Annotated in this window: 14 protein-coding genes and 1 pseudogene; 8 read left to right on the top strand and 7 right to left on the bottom strand. The window is 64.0% G+C overall.

Features of this window, described 5'->3' with window-relative positions; all coding sequences use genetic code 11:
- Nucleotides 1-63 precede the first annotated feature (63 nt).
- Nucleotides 64-930 (bottom strand): universal stress protein, encoded by an 867-nt coding sequence (locus QMG52_RS13725; protein ID WP_283560957.1) that lies wholly within the window; start codon nt 928-930, stop codon nt 64-66.
- A gap of 252 nt (nt 931-1182) precedes the next feature.
- On the opposite strand from QMG52_RS13725, the gene QMG52_RS13720 reads away from it, so the two are divergent.
- Nucleotides 1183-2208, top strand: coding sequence for a Gfo/Idh/MocA family protein (locus QMG52_RS13720; RefSeq protein WP_283560956.1), 1026 nt, complete (start codon nt 1183-1185; stop codon nt 2206-2208).
- A 57-nt stretch (nt 2209-2265) separates the two neighbouring features.
- Nucleotides 2266-3549 carry an MFS transporter gene (locus tag QMG52_RS13715; RefSeq protein ID WP_283560955.1) on the top strand — a complete coding sequence of 428 codons (1284 nt, stop codon included), beginning with the start codon at nt 2266-2268 and terminating at the stop codon, nt 3547-3549.
- A gap of 80 nt (nt 3550-3629) precedes the next feature.
- On the opposite strand, the gene QMG52_RS13710 is transcribed toward QMG52_RS13715, so the two are convergent.
- Nucleotides 3630-4091: an Lrp/AsnC family transcriptional regulator gene (locus tag QMG52_RS13710; RefSeq protein ID WP_283560954.1), complete on the bottom strand. Its 462-nt coding sequence runs from the start codon at nt 4089-4091 to the stop codon at nt 3630-3632.
- Between the two features lie 411 nt (nt 4092-4502).
- Here QMG52_RS13710 and QMG52_RS13705 point away from each other — a divergent pair, with 411 nt between their 5' ends.
- Together QMG52_RS13705 and QMG52_RS13700 are read left to right on the top strand one after the other, a co-directional pair.
- Nucleotides 4503-5003, top strand: coding sequence for a DUF456 domain-containing protein (locus QMG52_RS13705; RefSeq protein ID WP_283560953.1), 501 nt, complete (start codon nt 4503-4505; stop codon nt 5001-5003).
- Between the two features lie 119 nt (nt 5004-5122).
- A pseudogene (locus tag QMG52_RS13700) lies at nt 5123-5670 on the top strand (acyl-CoA thioesterase).
- Between the two features lie 800 nt (nt 5671-6470).
- Here the strand turns inward: QMG52_RS13700 and QMG52_RS13695 are convergent.
- The gene (locus QMG52_RS13695) at nt 6471-7241 is read right to left on the bottom strand and encodes an IclR family transcriptional regulator (protein WP_283560952.1); all 771 of its coding nucleotides are present in this window, start codon (nt 7239-7241) and stop codon (nt 6471-6473) included.
- Nucleotides 7242-7575: 334 nt separating this feature from the next.
- On the opposite strand from QMG52_RS13695, the gene QMG52_RS13690 reads away from it, so the two are divergent.
- Genes QMG52_RS13690 through QMG52_RS13675 form a run of 4 tightly spaced genes read left to right on the top strand, consistent with a single transcriptional unit; the run spans nt 7576 to nt 11361 of the window.
- Entirely contained in the window at nt 7576-8475 is a 900-nt protein-coding gene (locus QMG52_RS13690; RefSeq protein WP_283560951.1) for an ABC transporter substrate-binding protein, read from the top strand.
- On the top strand, nt 8472-9461 hold the full coding sequence (locus QMG52_RS13685; RefSeq protein ID WP_283560950.1) for an amino acid ABC transporter permease: 990 nt from the start codon (nt 8472-8474) through the stop codon (nt 9459-9461). The genes QMG52_RS13690 and QMG52_RS13685 overlap by 4 nt, the downstream gene beginning before the upstream one ends.
- Nucleotides 9458-10222 carry an amino acid ABC transporter ATP-binding protein gene (locus QMG52_RS13680; RefSeq protein ID WP_283560949.1) on the top strand — a complete coding sequence of 255 codons (765 nt, stop codon included), beginning with the start codon at nt 9458-9460 and terminating at the stop codon, nt 10220-10222. Before QMG52_RS13685 ends, QMG52_RS13680 begins: the two co-directional genes overlap by 4 nt.
- Nucleotides 10219-11361 (top strand): aminotransferase class I/II-fold pyridoxal phosphate-dependent enzyme, encoded by a 1143-nt coding sequence (locus QMG52_RS13675; protein WP_283560948.1) that lies wholly within the window; start codon nt 10219-10221, stop codon nt 11359-11361. Before QMG52_RS13680 ends, QMG52_RS13675 begins: the two co-directional genes overlap by 4 nt.
- A 61-nt stretch (nt 11362-11422) precedes the next feature.
- Here the strand turns inward: QMG52_RS13675 and QMG52_RS13670 are convergent, their stop codons facing one another.
- The 4 genes from QMG52_RS13670 to hutU are packed head-to-tail and all read right to left on the bottom strand — an operon-like array spanning nt 11423 to nt 17019.
- Entirely contained in the window at nt 11423-12631 is a 1209-nt protein-coding gene (locus QMG52_RS13670) for an allantoate amidohydrolase (protein ID WP_283560947.1), read from the bottom strand.
- A gap of 48 nt (nt 12632-12679) precedes the next feature.
- Nucleotides 12680-14020 carry a formimidoylglutamate deiminase gene (locus tag QMG52_RS13665; RefSeq protein WP_283560946.1) on the bottom strand — a complete coding sequence of 447 codons (1341 nt, stop codon included), beginning with the start codon at nt 14018-14020 and terminating at the stop codon, nt 12680-12682.
- The gene (gene hutI, locus QMG52_RS13660) at nt 14013-15242 is read right to left on the bottom strand and encodes an imidazolonepropionase (RefSeq protein WP_283560945.1); all 1230 of its coding nucleotides are present in this window, start codon (nt 15240-15242) and stop codon (nt 14013-14015) included. Before hutI ends, QMG52_RS13665 begins: the two co-directional genes overlap by 8 nt.
- Before the next feature lies 1 nt (nt 15243).
- Nucleotides 15244-17019: a urocanate hydratase gene (hutU, locus tag QMG52_RS13655; protein ID WP_283560944.1), complete on the bottom strand. Its 1776-nt coding sequence runs from the start codon at nt 17017-17019 to the stop codon at nt 15244-15246.

The following is a 17019-nucleotide window of genomic DNA, read 5'->3' as shown; positions in this document are numbered from 1 at the left end:
GTAGCTGAACTCTGCGCGCAGTCGCGCGGGTCGGAATATTCCACTTCCGGCGATCGCGGACGTTCAGCACGGGCTTCCGTAATCGCGAGGTACTACGACCATCGGAACCGGCAGAGCACGGAGCATCTTGTTCGCGGTCGCACCGAGAAAAATTTGGCTGTTCTGAGCCAGTCTGCTGGAGCCTATCAGCACGATGTCATTGTCGTCCCATTCAAGGCTTTCAATTGCTGCTTCAATGGTTCTTCCTTGAGCGATCAACGCAGTCACTGTCGTCTTTTCGTCTGCTTTTTCAGCTGCCCGTGTTCGTACCGAGTCTGCATGGGATCTGGCGCGTTCAACGGACTGGCTGTTGCTCTCGGTTTCCTCGGAGCCCAGGGCGACCAGCGAGATCAGTCGCAGGGGAATGTGCCGCCGTGAGGCCGCGTCGACCGCCACATCCAAGAGCGTGTCCGCTCCTTCTCTGGTGCCCACGGCGCACGTCATGCGAGTGACGGCACCCTCTGACCGGTAACCGGACGGCGCGAGCGCCACTGGAATCGGAGAGGCATGCAGCAGTGCATTGGCGACGGAACCGATGGTAAAGCGCTTGAGCAATCCGTTGCGGGCAGCACCGACCACGATGAGACTTGCGTTTAGCTCCGTGGCAGCTTCAATCAGGCCCTCGGCGAATGAGTCTGCGTAACTGATGTGCTTGTGCGCGGGAAGCCCTTGAGGCACCATGGCCAGTCCCTCGTCCAGCCATCCGTCAGCGGTGCCGGTGAGGAATTCCTGGACGGCCCGCTCCGGAGGGAAGGCGGCGTCCTGCGGCGCCGGATTGCTGAGAACGTGAACCAGGTCCAACTGAACGCCGGTGGTTTGTGCCAGAGCCGATGCAAGGGCAATGGCGTCCCTGCCGCGGGCATCTTCGGTATAGCCAACGATATAACGCATACGGACTGCCTTCTTTCGTCCCACGCTGCGTACTGAACTCGGTACCAGCTAAAGTATCCCAGCTGTTCTGGGCATCTGCACCCAGCAGGTGCCCAGAAGACGGTCATGGCCGTCGAGCAGGCGGAACGCCGAGCATGGTCAATAAAGGGACTCAGGGCCCGGGAATCCACCCCCTAACGAGGCTGTAATACGAGCGGGGGTCCCGGTCCGCTCCCATCTGTGCCATCGGTGCCTCCCGGTAAGCTGGCTGCCATGCAGCCCATCCGCACCGCCATTGTCGGCTTCGGCCTGGCCGGAAGCGTCTTTCATGCTCCCGCCATCGCTGCCAATCCCCGCTATTCACTGGATTCAATCGTCACTTCCAACCCGGAGCGTCGGGCCCTGGCGCGGGCCCGGTACCCGCGGGCGCGCGTCCTGGACAGCGCGGACGAGCTGTTCGCGCAGCCCGGACTGGATCTGGTCGTCCTCGGCACTCCTCCGGCCAGCCACGCGCCGTTGGCGCACGCCGCGCTGGACCGCCGGATCGCCGTCGTCGTCGACAAACCGTTCACCGTGACGTCGGTGCAGGGACAGGAACTGATCGACCGGGCCACCGGGCTGGGCGTACCGCTGACCGTCTACCAGAACCGGCGCTGGGACGGGGAATACCTCACGCTGCGCAAACTGCTGGCGGAGGACGCGCTCGGCGAGGTGTACCGTTTCGAGTCCCGGATTGAGCGCTGGTCGCAGGAGATTGCCAAGCCTTGGAAGGCGGCGGCAAGGGCGGACGACGGCGGCGGCCTGCTGTACGATCTGGGCACGCACTTGATCGATCAGGCGCTGCAGCTTTTTGGTCCCGTTACGCGTGTGTACGGCGAGCTGAGTGCGCGGCGGCCGCAGGAAAAGGCCGACGACGACGACTTTGTGGCGCTGCGTCATGCCAACGGCGTGCGCTCGCACTTATGGATGAATTTCAGCGCCGCCCGGCTGGGCCCCCGCTTCCGCGTGCTCGGCGCCAAGGCCGGGTACACGAAGTTGCGCGCCGATCTGCAGGAGGCACAAATCCTTGCCGGCGTGCTGCCCGGTAGTGCGGCCTACGGCCTGGATCCGCAGGAGAACTGGGGAACGCTGGGCCGCGACGGGGCGCTGATTCCCGTGCCAACGGAACGCGGAAATTTCCCGGCGTTCTATGAACTGCTGGCGGCGTCGCTGCTGGAGCGCGGCGCGCTTCCGGTGGATCCGGCGGACTCGGTGGCGGCACTGAAAATTATCGAAAGGGTGCGCGCACAGAACGGCTGACGCCGTAGGCTGAAGCCAATAGCGGGCGGTCCATCCGCTGGTCGAGGAACGAGTGCCATGACGCTGAGCCAGCCATCTAAGAGTTATCCGGACAGAGGCACCGCCGGAACGCGAACGGCGCTGCACGAGCCTGTCACGAAGGTCCGTCACCGCTGGACGGCCGGCGTGGTGCTGGTCAACGTGGGCATCAACGCCGCATTCTTCGGTCCGATCCAGGTGCTGCTGGGCCAGCAAGCCATCCACTTCGATGCCGCCAATAAGGAAGGAATTCTGGCGCTGGTGACCGGCTGCGGCGCCGCGGTTTCGCTGGTGGCCAACCCGCTGTTCGGGGCATTTTCGGACCGGACCCTGTCCCGCTTCGGCAGACGGGTCCCCTGGGTGCTGATCGGTTCCCTGCTGGGAACGATCGGCCTGCTCGGGCTCATGGCCGCTCCCGCAGTGGCCGCGATGACGGCGTTGTGGTGCCTGGTCCAGCTGGGCTGCAACGGGGCGCTCGCCGCGATCACCGCGGCGGTCCCGGACCGCGTTCCGGTTCGCCAGCGCGGGACCATCGGCGGTCTTGCGTCGATGGGGGCAACGGCCGGTATCCTGATCGGCGCTGGAGTAGCCGCTGCGGTTGCCGGAAACTTCGGACTCGGTTACCTGGTCTGCGCGGCGGCACTGATGCTGGGGATCGTGATGTATTTGTTCACCTCGGAAGACCAGCCCCTCGATCCGGCGCTCCGGCCGGCCTTTTCGCTGCCAGGCTTCCTGCTGAGCTTCTTCTCACCCTTCGCTTTTCCGGATTTTTGCTGGGCCTGGCTGACGCGGTTCCTGGTCAATGTGGGGAATCACTTGGTCACGCTGTACCTGCTCTTCTTTCTGATGGATGCGGTGCGCTACGCGGATCCGGCACTCGGAGTGCTGATCTTGACCGGCATCTATGCCGTGATGACGCTCATCACCGCCGTTATTGGCGGGATGTGGACGGACCGGGCCGGGAAACGGAAACCATTCGTGATCGGTTCTTCCGTCATTATTGCCCTGTCCGCGCTTATTCTGGCCTTCTTCCCGACGTGGGCCGGAGCCTTGGTCGGCGCCGCGGTGCTGGGCGTCGGCTATGGGGCGTACCTCGCGGTGGATTTTGCCCTGCTGACACAGGTGCTCCCGTTCGCCGCCGATCGCGGTAAGGACATGGGGGTGATCAACGTGGCCAATTCACTGCCGCAGGTCATTGCGCCGGCAGTTGCCTGGCTCCTGGTGACGGCGGTCAACGGTGGGTACCTACTGCTCTACCTAGTCGCGGCCGTGATCGGGCTGCTGGGAGCCGTTTTCGTCGTCAAAATCAAGAGCGTGGACTGACCGCAGACACTTCACGCCAAGTGGGGAGACAGGCCTTGGCGCCCGCTATTAGGGCGGATGTCCCCCGGTCGGGAGGGTCGTTATTCGGAGGCGAGAAGCCCGGTCATTCGATAGGGGATCAGCTCGCGCAGGAACATGCTGGTGGATGTGCGCATGATGCCGGGACAGAGCCGGATTTCTTCACTGACCCGATACAGATCGTCCGGTGTCCGTGCCACCACCCGCACCAGCAGATCGGTATCGCCGGCCGGGGCATGGCATTCGAGCACCTCGGGAATCCGCTTGAGTCCCTCGATCGCCTCGCGTAAGTGGTGCTGGTCCACCTCCACCCGAACGCTCGCGCCCACGCCCCTGCCCAGCGCCGCCGGAGTTATGCGGCTGCTGTTGGCACGCAGTGCGCCCGAGGCCGACAGCTTTTCCAGCCGGGACTGGACGGTGCCGCGGGCCAAGGCAAGTTTTTGCGCCAGCAGCAGCACCGGAATGCGCGGGTCTTCATCAAGGGCCAGCAGGATTCTGCGGTCGGTGGCGTCCAGGTTCTGCAATATGACCACTTCCCGGAGATTTGATGGAGGCGTGTTTGATCATATTGTCCACTATCCGCAGCAGCGATTGCACTGATTGTCTGCAGTTTGTTCCAATGGACAGCAGCAGCCGGACAAGCCACAAGCAACCTCCGGCGAGGATCCGACCGTTGGCCTACCGGTCCCGGCCGGAGAAGTCCGCCGACACAGCGGCAACCTCACGATGGAGCGCGTCCTCACCTGAACGCGCCGTTCCGCTGTTTTCGCAGCCGAAGACCCCAGGATGTGCCTTGCGCATCCAGGGGGCTTCGTCGTCGTTCAAGACCTTGGCATATCCGGCCCGGTTTGGCTGGCGGTGGCTTGTCGGCCTGCTGGACCGGCTTGGCTTGCCCGGCCCGGCATGCGCACGGCTGGCAGTGGCAGACTGGCACCATGGACACCCAGCTGGTTTGGACAGTCATTTGCGGTTTGCTCATCTGCGTTGGAGCCGCCGGAGTCGTGATCCCGGTGCTGCCGGGCAGCATCCTGATCGCGCTGAGTCTGCTGGCCTGGGCCCTGGCGGTGGCGAACCCCGTCGGCTGGGTGGTGTTCGCAGTCGGGCTCGTGTTGGTCACCGCCGGCATGCTCTCCAGTGCGGTGCTGACCGGGCGGACCATGCGACGGCGGCAGATCCCCGGGCGGTCAGTGCTGGCCGGCTTGGCCTTGGGAATCGCGGGGTTCTTCATTATCCCCGTGGTCGGGCTGCTGATTGGTTTTGCGGCCGGACTTTTTCTCAGCGAGCTGGCGCGGCAGCGTGGCTTGGCCCCAGCACTGTCGTCGAGTCTGGCCGCGCTGAAAGCGACCGGGCTGGGCATACTGGCCGAATTCGGTTTCGCCGCACTGGCCGGCAGCGCGTGGATCATCGGCGTCTGGATCCAGATCGCCACCCGGTAGTTCTCCTCCGTGGGCGGTAGCGCTGGCTCGAGGAGATCAGCCGGTGACGCCCGGCGAAAGAGTTTCCGCATGGATGGGCGGGTAGCCCGCCATAGTTACCGGCGAGTAGCATGGACGGAATGCACCTGCTCCTGCGCACCCTCCCGCACATATTTCTGCTCTCCCGACGCCGCCGCCGGATTGGCTTTTGGGAGCCCTCCTCGATGGCCATGCGGGTTCTCCCGACAGACCTCGATCTGGCCATGCACGTCAACAACGGCATGTATTTTTCGCTGATGGACCTGGGTCGGCTCGGACACCTGGCCCGCAGCGGCATGTGGGGCACAATGCGCCGCAAGGGCTGGAGTCCTGTGGCCGGCGCGGAAACGATCGCGTACCGAAAATCCTTGAAATTAGGGCAGCGCTATTCCTAGGGACTCACGTCGTTGGCGTCGATGATAAGGCCATTTACTTCGAACACCCGATGGTGGCCGACGGCGAGATCTACGCCCGCGCGCACGTCGCCACCCGGCTGGTCGGCAAGCACGGGCCGGTGAGTAACGAGGAGATCTTCGCGATGGCGGGACCGCCGCCGGCAGACCTGGTACTGCCCGACTGGATCCGGCAATGGCGCGAGGGGAACGCCCTGCCCGGCAGCCGGAGGCCGGCCCCGCACAGCTGGGTGTGAGACCGCCGGGGACTTCCTCTGCTCCCGACGGTGGAGCTATTCGGGCCTGTGCCGACGTTGCATTTTTCTGCGGATCCGGCCGCCGCCCGGACCGTCAGCCGGGCGAGGGGGTACGCCGGCGAGCCGGGGCAGAGTTTCCGGTGCGACGAGGATGGCGCCGCCGAGCAGTCGAGCCCGGTGGACCAGCACGACGAGCCAGATGGCGATGACCAGGAGCAGCAGGACAAGGACGACTGGCGCGAGATAGGACCGCCAATTCGGGCAGAACGATGAAGATCCACAGCACCAGGGCGCCGAACACGATGACGGTCGAGGAGAGAGCCAGCAACAGCCGGCTGTATTCGTACGGGTGTTGCAGCCTCCGGATGTCCATCACGGGACCGGACGGGATGTGCGCCGTAGCGGCCGCGCCTGGCGGGACATCCGGCATGCCGGGTATTGTGCTGATTCCCCACCTCGGGCGACGCGCTGAGGAACCTACAACATTATGCAGTGGGCCGCGTTTACCGGCGCGTTATTGGCTCTGTAAAGTACCCGGACGGCCCGTGCCGGAGCCGAGACCTGGCTCAGGGATCGAAAAAGCCTTTATCGTTTCCACCCGGGCGTCTGGGACCTTACCCGGTTCCGCCCCGGATGCCCAACGGGCCCGAAATGCACCCGCCAATTCCTATTCTTGGGCCGCCCTAAATCTGCCCAAATGAAGGACGGATAACGTAGCGGGACGGGTATTGATTCCGGCGCTGAGCATCCCGGCTGAGCCCAGGACCGCGGCCTGAGCCCTGTTCCAGCGGCCGCGCCGATCAAGCCGCCCCTGGACGTGGAAGTTCGACGGCGTTGGAGAGTTGCGTGGCCGCGGAGCGGAGCGCCTGAGAGGCCTGATGGGCCCAGGCGTTGCTGCTGCAGCGGGTTTCCGGGCCGGCGACGGTGAGCGAGCAGATGATCTCTCCGCCGGAGAAGACCGGGCGCGAGATGGCCACTGCACCGGGATTGAGTTCACCGTGCGAGACGGCCTGCCCGGACTGGCGGATATGCGAAAGCTGTTGAATCAGAGGCTGGCGGGTCAGCGTTTTATCCGTGATCCGTTTCAGCCCGAATCCGAGGACCTTCGCGATGACTGTGTCAGGAGCATGGGCCAGCAGGACCCGTTGGCCTGCACCGGCGTGCAAGGGCAGAAGCTGGTTGATGTCGAAGGCGTACCGCAGCGGGTGCGGGGAGACCACCTGTCGGAGGCAAATGGCGTTCAGTCCCGAGCGGACCGTGAGGACGGCTGTCTCCGCTGTGCCTTCAACGATGGATTCGAGCACCGTGACACCAAGTTCGGCCAGGCGGGTGTGTGTCAGGTGCTGCCCCGACAGCTCCAACAGCCGCCAGCCGGGGATGTAGGAGCCGTGGTGTTCCTCGATCAGGGATAGTCCACGGAGTGTTTTGACGTATCGGTAAACGGTACTGGCCGGGACGCCGACCTCCTCGGCTATGTCGACGATGGTCACGTCGCCCCGCGCCGCGACGCACATCATGACCGCCAGCCCGCGTTCGAACGAGGACTGACCCTCCGGCACGATGCTCGTCATTCTCAAATACTAAGGGACGCCGTCAAGAAGCCGACGCAGCTGCCGGTGCCGCGGGACCGCTCTCGGGCTGCCGCGTATGGCGGGGACGCCCGCAACAGCGGGGGTTGCTGTGCATCTGCGGCTAACCGCAGAGCCCTGTGTGTTTCGATAGCGGCGAGCTTCACATTCTCAGTGGCTGAAAAACCGTCGTTGTCGGCAGCCTGCGCACGTTCGTATGCTCATCAGGAGCAGCGACTGTGATATTCGGCACAAAATGTGTTGAACGTGGGCCGTCGCAGCGTCGGCCACGTGGTGTCCGCCCGTGAACGCAGTTGACCTTATGAATGGAGATCTCATGTCACCGTCCATCCGCAGTAAAAAAGCCGTCCTCACGGCCGGCCTTGTGGCGCTTCCGCTGGCCTTTTCGCTGGCCGGATGCGGCGGGGGCTCCTCAGCCGAAAGCACGAGCGCCGGCACTGCCGCACCGCTGCACGGCATGCTGCCCGCTGCAATCCAGTCCAGCGGTACCCTGAACATTGCCAGCAATGTGGAATATCCACCGTTTGAAACGTTCGACACCGACGGCAAAACCGTGATCGGGATCGACCGGGAAATTGCCGATGCCTTGGAGAAGAAGCTCGGAATCACCATCAAATTTAACAATATTTCCTTCGACGCGATCATCCCAGGTCTTGCTTCCAAGCGTTACGACATGGCGATGTCGGCGATGTCGGACACCTTGGAGCGGCAGAAAGAAGTCGATTTTGTCGACTATTTCAAGGCCGGTGCCGGCATCCTGCGGACCGTTGAGAATCCCAAAAAGATTGCCACGCTGGCTGATACCTGCGGAATGAAAGTCGGCATTGTCAAGGGAACCACCGAAACCGAGGATGCGGACGCGCAAACGAAGGTGTGCGAATCAGAAGGCAAACCGGCCGTCGATGTCACGATTTTCCCGGGTCAGAACCAAACGATTCTTGCCCTGACGACCGGACGTGTGGATGTGGTCCTGCTGGACTCAACGTCAGGCTCCTCCGTGGCCAAGGAATCGGGCGGAAAGCTTGAAATGCTCAGCCCCTATATGTCCGGCCCGTTCGGCATAGTGTTCCCGAAGGGCAGCACCGAGCTGCAGAAGGCCGTGCAAAAGGGTATGCAGGAAATAACTGCGGATAACACCTACGGGGAAATCCTGAAAAAGTACGGCCAGGAAAAGGGTGCCGTCACGGAGTTTCCCATTAACGGCGGGACAAAATGAGTGCCGTCCTGACAAGGGAGGAGGCAGAACCGGCGCAGGTTGTCCCCTCCCGGCACACCGGACGGTGGATCACCGCGACCGTGGTGCTGGTGCTTGTCGCGCTCCTGCTGTACTCGATGGCAACCAATGAACGTTTCCAATGGGACGTTGTCGGCAAGTACCTTTTCGCAGATCCCATTCTGATGGGGGTGCTGAACACACTGATTTTGACGGTGCTGGCGATGATCATCGGCATCACCTTGGGCATCGTTGTCGCCGTCGGCCGTTTGTCCGATAACTTCATCGTTTCCAAGGCGGCGTGGTTCTACGCCTGGTTCTTCCGCGGCACTCCGTTGCTGGTCCAGCTTCTCTTCTGGTTCTTTCTCTCGGCACTGGTTCCGCGGATCGCCCTCGGCGTGCCGCTGGGGCCGGAACTGCTTTCCTTCGATACCAACAGCCTCATCACACCGTTTATGGCTGCGATGCTGGGGCTGGGGCTCAACGAGGCTGCCTACATGTCCGAGATTGTGCGCTCGGGCATTTCGTCGGTGACACCCGGCCAGACCGAAGCCGCCAAATCCATTGGCATGACGAGGCTGCAGACCATGCGGCGGGTAGTCCTTCCGCAGGCGATGCGGATCATCATTCCGCCAACGGGGAACGAAACCATCGGAATGCTCAAGCAGACCTCGTTGGTTTTGGTCATCGGATATTCGGAACTCTTGACCTCTGCATCGCTGATTTATTCACGGACGTATCAAACCATTCCGCTGTTGATTGTCGCCGCCCTCTGGTATCTGTTCATCACCGCTGTGCTGTCCGTCGCGCAGTACTTTCTGGAACGGCGCTATGGCCGCGGGTTCAGTCCGCTCAGTGCCATTCGCGTGGATAAGGACAAGGCGGACAAGATCGACAACGACGCGAGCGGTCCGGCTGCTGCAGCGAATCGGCAAGCCAGCGGAATTACGACCAGTGCACCCCCGGCGAATACGGAGAGCCCGTCATGAAAAAGCCCATGCTCAAGGCGTCGGCCGTCTGTAAGTCCTTCGGCGCAGTCGAGGTCCTGAGGGCAATATCACTCGAGGTGGCGGCCGGTGAAGTCGCGTGCCTGATTGGTCCGTCCGGTTCCGGGAAGAGTACTTTCCTGCGCTGTATCAACCACCTGGAAAAGATCGACGGCGGCCAGATGTGGGTCGACGGCGATCGAGTCGGCTACCGCCTCGTCGGCAATAAGCTCCATGAGTTGAAGGAGAGGGAAATCGCCCTGCGCCGGGCGTCGATCGGCATGGTGTTTCAGCAGTTCAACTTGTTTCCGCACCGGACGGCCCTTGAAAACGTCACCGAGGGCCCCATCATCGTTAAAGGAGTGCGCCGTCAGCAGGCCGTCGAGGAGGGGCGGGCCTTACTGGAGCGCGTGGGTCTGGGAAACAAAATGCACAACTACCCGAGCCAGCTCAGCGGCGGCCAGCAGCAGCGCGTCGCGATTGCGCGAGCGCTGGCCATGAAACCGGAACTCATGCTCTTCGATGAGCCGACGTCAGCTCTCGACCCGGAACTGGTGGGGGAGGTGCTGGACGTCATGAAGGATCTGGCTGAATCGGGCATGACCATGGTCGTGGTGACCCATGAAATGGGCTTCGCACGGGAGGTGGCGGACACCGTGCATTTCCTCTCCGAAGGGGTCCTGGTGGAAAGCGGGGCGCCGTCAAAGGTGCTCTCCAATCCGGATCATGCACGGACGCAGAGCTTCCTGGCCAAGGTCCTATGATGCATTCGCCGGCAGACGCCGATGGCGCTGGCGCCGCAGGGGACCGGCATGAGTCAGGTACCGCGACGCGCCCACGTCCGGGCGGAATGCCCAACATTCTTGCCCTCGACGGATATGGAACGTCCAGACCGCCGGAAGTTCCCCTGCGGTACCGCCTGTCCTCGAACGAAAACAGCTACCCGCCGCTGCATCCCGTCGTCGAGGCGATTTCAGCGGCCGCGGCAAGCCCGAATCTGTACCCGCCGCTCGTTCCGTTCGCGCTTGCCGGGCGCCTCGCAGCGGTCAGCGGCGTGGATCCGAAGAACGTCTGGATCGGCGCGGGTTCGGTGGCGGTCCTGGAACAGCTGATCAGAGGTTTTGCCGGACCCGGGGACGAGGTGATCTTTGGCTGGCGTTCCTATGAGGCCTATCCGATCATCATCGGCGCTGCCGGTGCCGTGCCGGTGCCGGTTCCGCTCATCGGCCACGATCAGGACCTGGCGGCGATGGCCCGACGAGTGGGGTCGAGGACGCGCGTCGTCATTCTCTGCAACCCGAACAATCCCACCGGAACGGCGCTGAGCCCCGTTATGCTCCGCACGTTTGCGGCCGGCCTGCCGGCGGATTGCCTGCTTATTCTGGACGAAGCCTACCGTGAGTTCGTCCCGGCCCAGAGTGCCTTCGACGGGACAGAATTAATACGGAGCCACGCCAACGTCGCGGTCCTGAGGACCTTTTCCAAGGCTCATGGGCTGGCCGGAATGCGGGTTGGCTATGCCGTTTCGGCCCCGGCGATCATCGATGTGCTCGCGCGGGTGGCCCTGCCCTTCACGGTGGGCCGGATGGCCATCGCCGCCGCATCCGCTTCGCTGGATCAGCACACGGAGATTCAGGCCCAGGTGCGGGAGACCGTTCGCGAACGTGACGCCCTTATCCAGCTCGCCCGAGGCCTTGGCCTGCCGGTGTCGGCATCGGCTGCGAATTTCCTCTGGCTGTCCTTTGGATCCGACAGCGGCGCCTTCACCGACCGCTGTGCCGCAGCGTCGATAGGGGTGCGCTGCTTTCCGCTGGAGGGGGTGCGCATCACCGTCGGATCCGCGCAGGCCAATGCAGCCGTCGCCGGCGTGCTCAACGAGTATGCTGGCGTGCTCGACCGCTAGGCCGGTGTGCTCGACCGCTAGAGCGGCGTGCACCAGCGCCGGAAACACGTCCCCGGTACGGTCAACAGGGGGGCGCTTCCGCGTCGGTAAGATGTGCCAGGACATCGGCCAGCGCCACCGCACCGGCGTCGGCGTCGGCGGTCTCGATCTCCTCCTGCGGCGCATGCGAAACACCTGTGGGATTGCGGACGAAGAGCATTGCCGTAGGCAGGCTGGCGGCCAGCACGCCGGCGTCGTGGCCCGCTCCGGATTCCAGCACCGGGACATTGCCCAGTACCCCGAGCAGCTCCGACGCCAGCCCCGGGTGGAACTGGACGGTAGGGCTGAGCGACTCCTCGGACAGCGTGACGGTGCAGCCTTCGTCCGCGGCAATGCGGCGTCCGGCGGCGTGGATTTCCTCAACGATGGCGGCCGTGACCTCGTCGGCCTGGTGCCGCACGTCCATCCAGAGGTCCACTCGTGAGGCAATGACATTCGTACCGCCGGGGATCGGCGAAATCCGGCCCACCGTTCCGCGCGCCCCTGGATGCGCCGCGGCGATCCGGCGGATGTCGACCACTGCCTGGGCAGCGGCGACCATCGGGTCGGAGCGGTCGGTCATCAGGGTTGTCCCGGCATGGTTGCCCTGCCCGCCGAAGGAAAGCCTCCACCGGCCGTGGCCAAGGATCGATGACGCCACCGCAACGGGTGCCTGCAGATCAATCTGGCCGCGTCCCTGTTCGATGTGCAGCTCAACAAAGCGGCCGATCCCGGCCAGGCGTTCGCTGTCCATGCCCAGGTGCTCCGGGTCCGTGCCATTGGCCCGGAACACCTCTGCCAGCGTGTTCCCATCGGCATCCGTGAGGTTGCGGGCCTTGTCCGGATCAATGGAACCGGACAGCAGCCGTGAGCCGATGCAGGCCACGCCAAAGCGGGATCCCTCTTCCTCGGGGAACACGGCCACGGCCAGCGGCCGGCGTGGCTCCTGGCCGCGCCGGCGCATCAGGTCAATCGCCGAGAGCGCACTGGCAACCCCGAGGGGACCGTCGTACGCGCCCCCGCCCGGAACCGAATCCAGATGGCTTCCGGTGACGACTGCGTCAGGACCGGGTTCCCCCCACCAGGCCCAGATGATGGAGTTCCGGTCGGTTTCGACCTGCAGCCCGCGCTGCTGTGCGGCGGCGACAAACCAGCCCCGCAGGTCCGTCTCGGCCGTGGAGAACACCGGCCGGCTGTATCCGCCGCGCCGGGAGTCCTTGCCAACGTCAGAGATCTGTCCGAGTAGCTGCATCGGCCGTTCCATGGACCCTCTTTCCCTAACTGTTGGCCGCGGCGCTGCTTAGAGCGCGCCGATGACCTTTGAGATTGCCTTATTGAGTTCAGCGCCGGTGTCAGGAACGCGGATGTTCCTGCCCTGGTCCACGACGATGGTGCCGCCGCGGATTACCGTGCGGACATCTGCGGCAGCGGCGGCAAAGACGATGTGCGGGAGCATCTCACCCGACGCAGCCCCGGCCGTGCGCGGCGAGAGCAGATCGATCACGGTGAAGTCGGCGAGCTTGCCGACCGCAAGGCTCCCGGCATCCCAGCCAAGCGAGTGAGCCCCGCCGGCAGTTATCGCGTCGGCGATCTGGGCGGCGTTGACGTGTCCGCGGCTGCCGCTGGTGAGCCGAAGATCCAGTTCGATCGCCCGGCCCTCTTCGAGCAGGTCGATCATCATGTGCGCGTCACTGCCGACGCACAGCCGCGCGCCGGCTGCGGAGAGCTCCCCGGCCGGTCCGACGCCGTCGGCCAGATCCCTCTCGGTGGTCGCGCACATGCAGATACTCGTGCCCGTGGCCCCGTAGGCCACAATGTCCTTTTCCGACAGGTGGGTTGCATGAACGGACGTCATGTCCGCACCCAGCACCCCGGCTTCGGCCAGCAGCTGGGTGGGAGTCAGTCCGTAGACCTCAAGACACTCCTGGTTTTCGGCCGGCTGCTCCGAAACGTGGGCATGCACGGGCATATTGTGCGCCCGGGCAAATTCGGCCACCGGACCCAACGCATGCCGCGGGACCGCCCGCACGCTGTGGATCGCCGCCCCCGCGCGGGCCGTTGCCGTTTCCTTCAGCTGGCCGACGCGCTCCGCCCAGTTTTCCCAGGAGCCGTCGGTGAACCGTTGCTGCACCCCCGTCAGCTGCCGGCCGTCAACTCCGCCCTGCAGATAGCACGTATCCAGCAGCGTGATCCGCAGTCCGGCATCTTCAGCGGCCTGGATAACCGTCTCACCCATGATGTTCGGATTGCTGTACCGGCGCCCGGCCGGGTCGTGGTGCACGTAAAAAAACTCTCCAACACTGGTTACGCCCGCCAGGGACATTTCCGCATACGTTGCCAGCGCCAGCTCGTACAGGGAATCCGGATTCAGGGTTCCGGCGACGGAGTACATCAGGTTCCGCCACGCCCAGAAGCTGTCCACTCCCTGCTGGCCGCGTCCCCGGATGGCCCGATGGAAGACGTGCGAATGGGCGTTGGCGAAGCCTGGCATTGTCAGTCCGATAAGCCGTCGTGCGGAAGGCGGACATTGCGCGCCTGGGGTCACCGAGGTGATTTTGTCGTTCTCGACGGTAATGAGGACATTCGCGGTGACGTTGTCACCACCGAGCCATGCATACTCGCAGAAAAATGAGTTATTCAACGCCCGCTCCTTTAACGATGGATCCATTGATGATGACGGTCTGCGTGGAATTGCGTCCCGGGCGGTACGCAATGTGCTCGTAGAACGGGACGTCCAGGACCTGAATGTCGGCTCCCATGCCGGGGACTAATGATCCTATCGTGGCGGACAGGCCCAGGGCGCATGCGCCCCCATAGGTCGCAGCCCGCAAGGCCTGCGCCACGGTCATGCCCCCGATCCGGCAGCCCATGGCCACGGCCAGGTGCATGCTGGTGGTCCAGGAACCCGGACAGACGTCGGTGGCAAGAGCCACCTCCATGCCCGCGGCATACAGCCTCCGGGGATCCAGCGGTGCGGGGTGCTGCACCGCGAATTCCAGGCACGGCATGTAGACGCCGGTGACTCCGGCTTTCGCGAGGGCACGCAGTTCGTCGTCGGTGGTGTAGTTCAGATGGTCGGCGCTGACCGCGCCCACCGCGGCTGCCAGCTCCGCGGCACCGGTGTGGCTGTAGGCGTCCAAATGGATCTTTGGCCGCAGGCCATGGCGCTGTCCCTGTTCAAGAATTTTCCGGGACTGTTCTAAGGAGAAATAGCCCGTATCGCAGTAGACATCGTTGAACGCGGCGCTGCCCTCACGGCCTACCTCCGTCAGCTGGGCCAGGATGTCCTCGGTCCACGCTGCGCCGTCACGTTGCGGATCAATGGCGTGCGCGCCCAAGTATGTCGACATGATCCGGGCCGGCAACAGGGCGGCAAGGCGGGCATTCACCTCCAGCAGGCGCTCCTCGGTGGCGGTGTCAAGCCCGTAGCCGGTTTTGCTTTCCAGCGTCGTGGTGCCGGAGGAGATCATCTCCTTGATCCTGCCGGCCGCGGACTGGACCAGTTCGTCCACCGATTGTGCACGCGTATCAGCCATGGTGCCCACAATCCCGACGGAGGCCCCGGACGGTGGAACCTGGCCGGCCACCTTTGCAGCATATTCGAGGGCGCGGTCGCCGCCGAAGACCACATGCGTGTGGCTGTCCACGAAGCCCGGCAGCACCACCTTCCCGGTCGCGTCGATTTCCCGGCGTCCGCTGAAACCGCTGACATCACCGACGGCGGTGATGGTACCGCCGTCGACGGCTACCCCGCCGCCGCGGATGCGTCCGATAAGATCGGACGCATCCGCGGCGCAGGTAAGCAGCTCTGCGGCTCCGGTGATCACTAGATCAACGCGGTGCTTTGGGACTGAAGCCGGCATTTCAGCCCTGTTCCGGGCCAAAGGTTGCCGTCGGGGTCCACCACAGCGGGATGGTGACGCCCTCCGCCGGACCGACTGTGTTGGCCACTTCCTTGGCGCGGGCATAGCCGGACTGTGCGTGCCGGACGACTCCGATGCCGCTGTCAACCGTCAGGCAGGCCTTCAGCCGGTAGGCGGCGGTGTCGGTTCCGTCGGCGATCATGGTGACGCCGGTGTGCACCGAGTCTCCCATCGCGTAGTTCGCCTGGATGGCGATCAGGTCGCACATGCCCGAGGCGTTGAGCAGGCCGTTGAGATACGGCCAGTCGGAGATCAGATCGGATCCGTCGGGCATATTTTCCGATTCGAAGGTCGGATTGATGATCGAACCGGAGTCCAGATTGTCCCGGGAGAACGCCACCGTCCCCTTCACCTCACCGCGCTGGATCAGTTCATTGACGGCCAGACCGAACTTCTTCCGCTGGCCGAAACCGAGGTAACAGACCCGGGCGGGCAGTCCCTCAATGGGAATATGCTTCCGCGCCAGGGTGATCCAGCGGGTGGCAATTTCATCATCCGGAAACAGCTCGAGGACAAGGTCGTCCAGGCGCGCCAGGTCTTTGGGATCCCCGGAAGTGCACGTCCAGCGGAACGGTCCGCGGCCCTCCAGGAACAGCGGCCGCAGGTAGGCGGAGACAAACCCGGGGATTTTCAGCGCGTCCGCGAAACCATGCAGCTGGCATTCGCGCCGGATCTGATTCCCGTATTCAAAGGTGGGAACGCCGTTATCGAAGAACCGGTTCATCGCGGTGAGCTGGCGGACCATCGCTGTGCGGGAGATTTCGAAGTACGCGTCCCGGTCCTTCTTGCGGAATTCTTCCGCCTCCAGGACGGTGTAGCCGATCGGCACGTAGGCCAGCGGGTCGTGGGCCGGGGTCATTTCCGTGACCACGTCGGGGCGGACGTCATGCTCCAGGGCGTACTCGAAGAGTTCGGTGGCATTTGCCACCACGGCGATGCCCAGCGGTTTTTTGGCTGCCGCGGCCTCCTGCGCCAGCTCGATCGCATGCGGGATGGAATCCGCCAGCACATCCGCATAGCCGACCTTGATCCGGTTGTTGATGATCCGCTCGTCGACGTCGGCGCAGATGGCAACGCCGCCGAGCATTGTCATCGCACGGGGCTGGTTGCCGCCCATCCCGCCCATGCCGGCACAGAACAGGATCTTCCCGACCCAGCTGCCGTCCAGGTGGATGTCGGCGACGGAGCGGAGCGTTTCGAACGTGCCCTGGATGACTCCCTGGGTGCCGATGTACTCCCACGGCGACGCGGTGTACTGGGCGAAAATTGTCAGGTTCTTGTCCTGCAGGTCGTAGAACGTCTTCCAGTCCGGCCGGACGAAGTTCGTGGTGGCCATGACCACCCGGGGCGCAAGCTCATGGGTGTCGAACACGGCCACCGGCATGCCGGACTGGACCACCAGGGTCTGGTCATCGGCCAGGTTCTTCAGCGAGTCCACGATCGCGTAATACGATTCCCAGTTCCGCGCAGCCTTCCCGATGCCGCCGTAAACCACCAGGTTTTCCACGTGCTCGGAGAGTTCCATATTGTTCTCCAGCATCCGCAGGATGGTTTCCTGCTTCCAGCCCTTGCAGCGCAACTCGTCGCCGCGCTGTGCCTTGACCTCGTAAAGGATCTCCGGCTTTTGCGCGGGAAGTTCTCCGAACGCGATTCCGGTAGCGTTGCCGCCCGGATGCTTGGTGGTGATCGAAACTGTTTGGTCGGTGCTCAGTGCCAT

This window comes from Paenarthrobacter sp. PH39-S1 (assembly GCF_030063245.1).
In the GTDB taxonomy this organism is placed as follows: Bacteria; Actinomycetota; Actinomycetes; order Actinomycetales; family Micrococcaceae; genus Arthrobacter_M.
The sequence above is the reverse complement of the archived record's forward strand: the minus strand, read 5'-3'. Positions and strand labels throughout refer to the sequence as shown.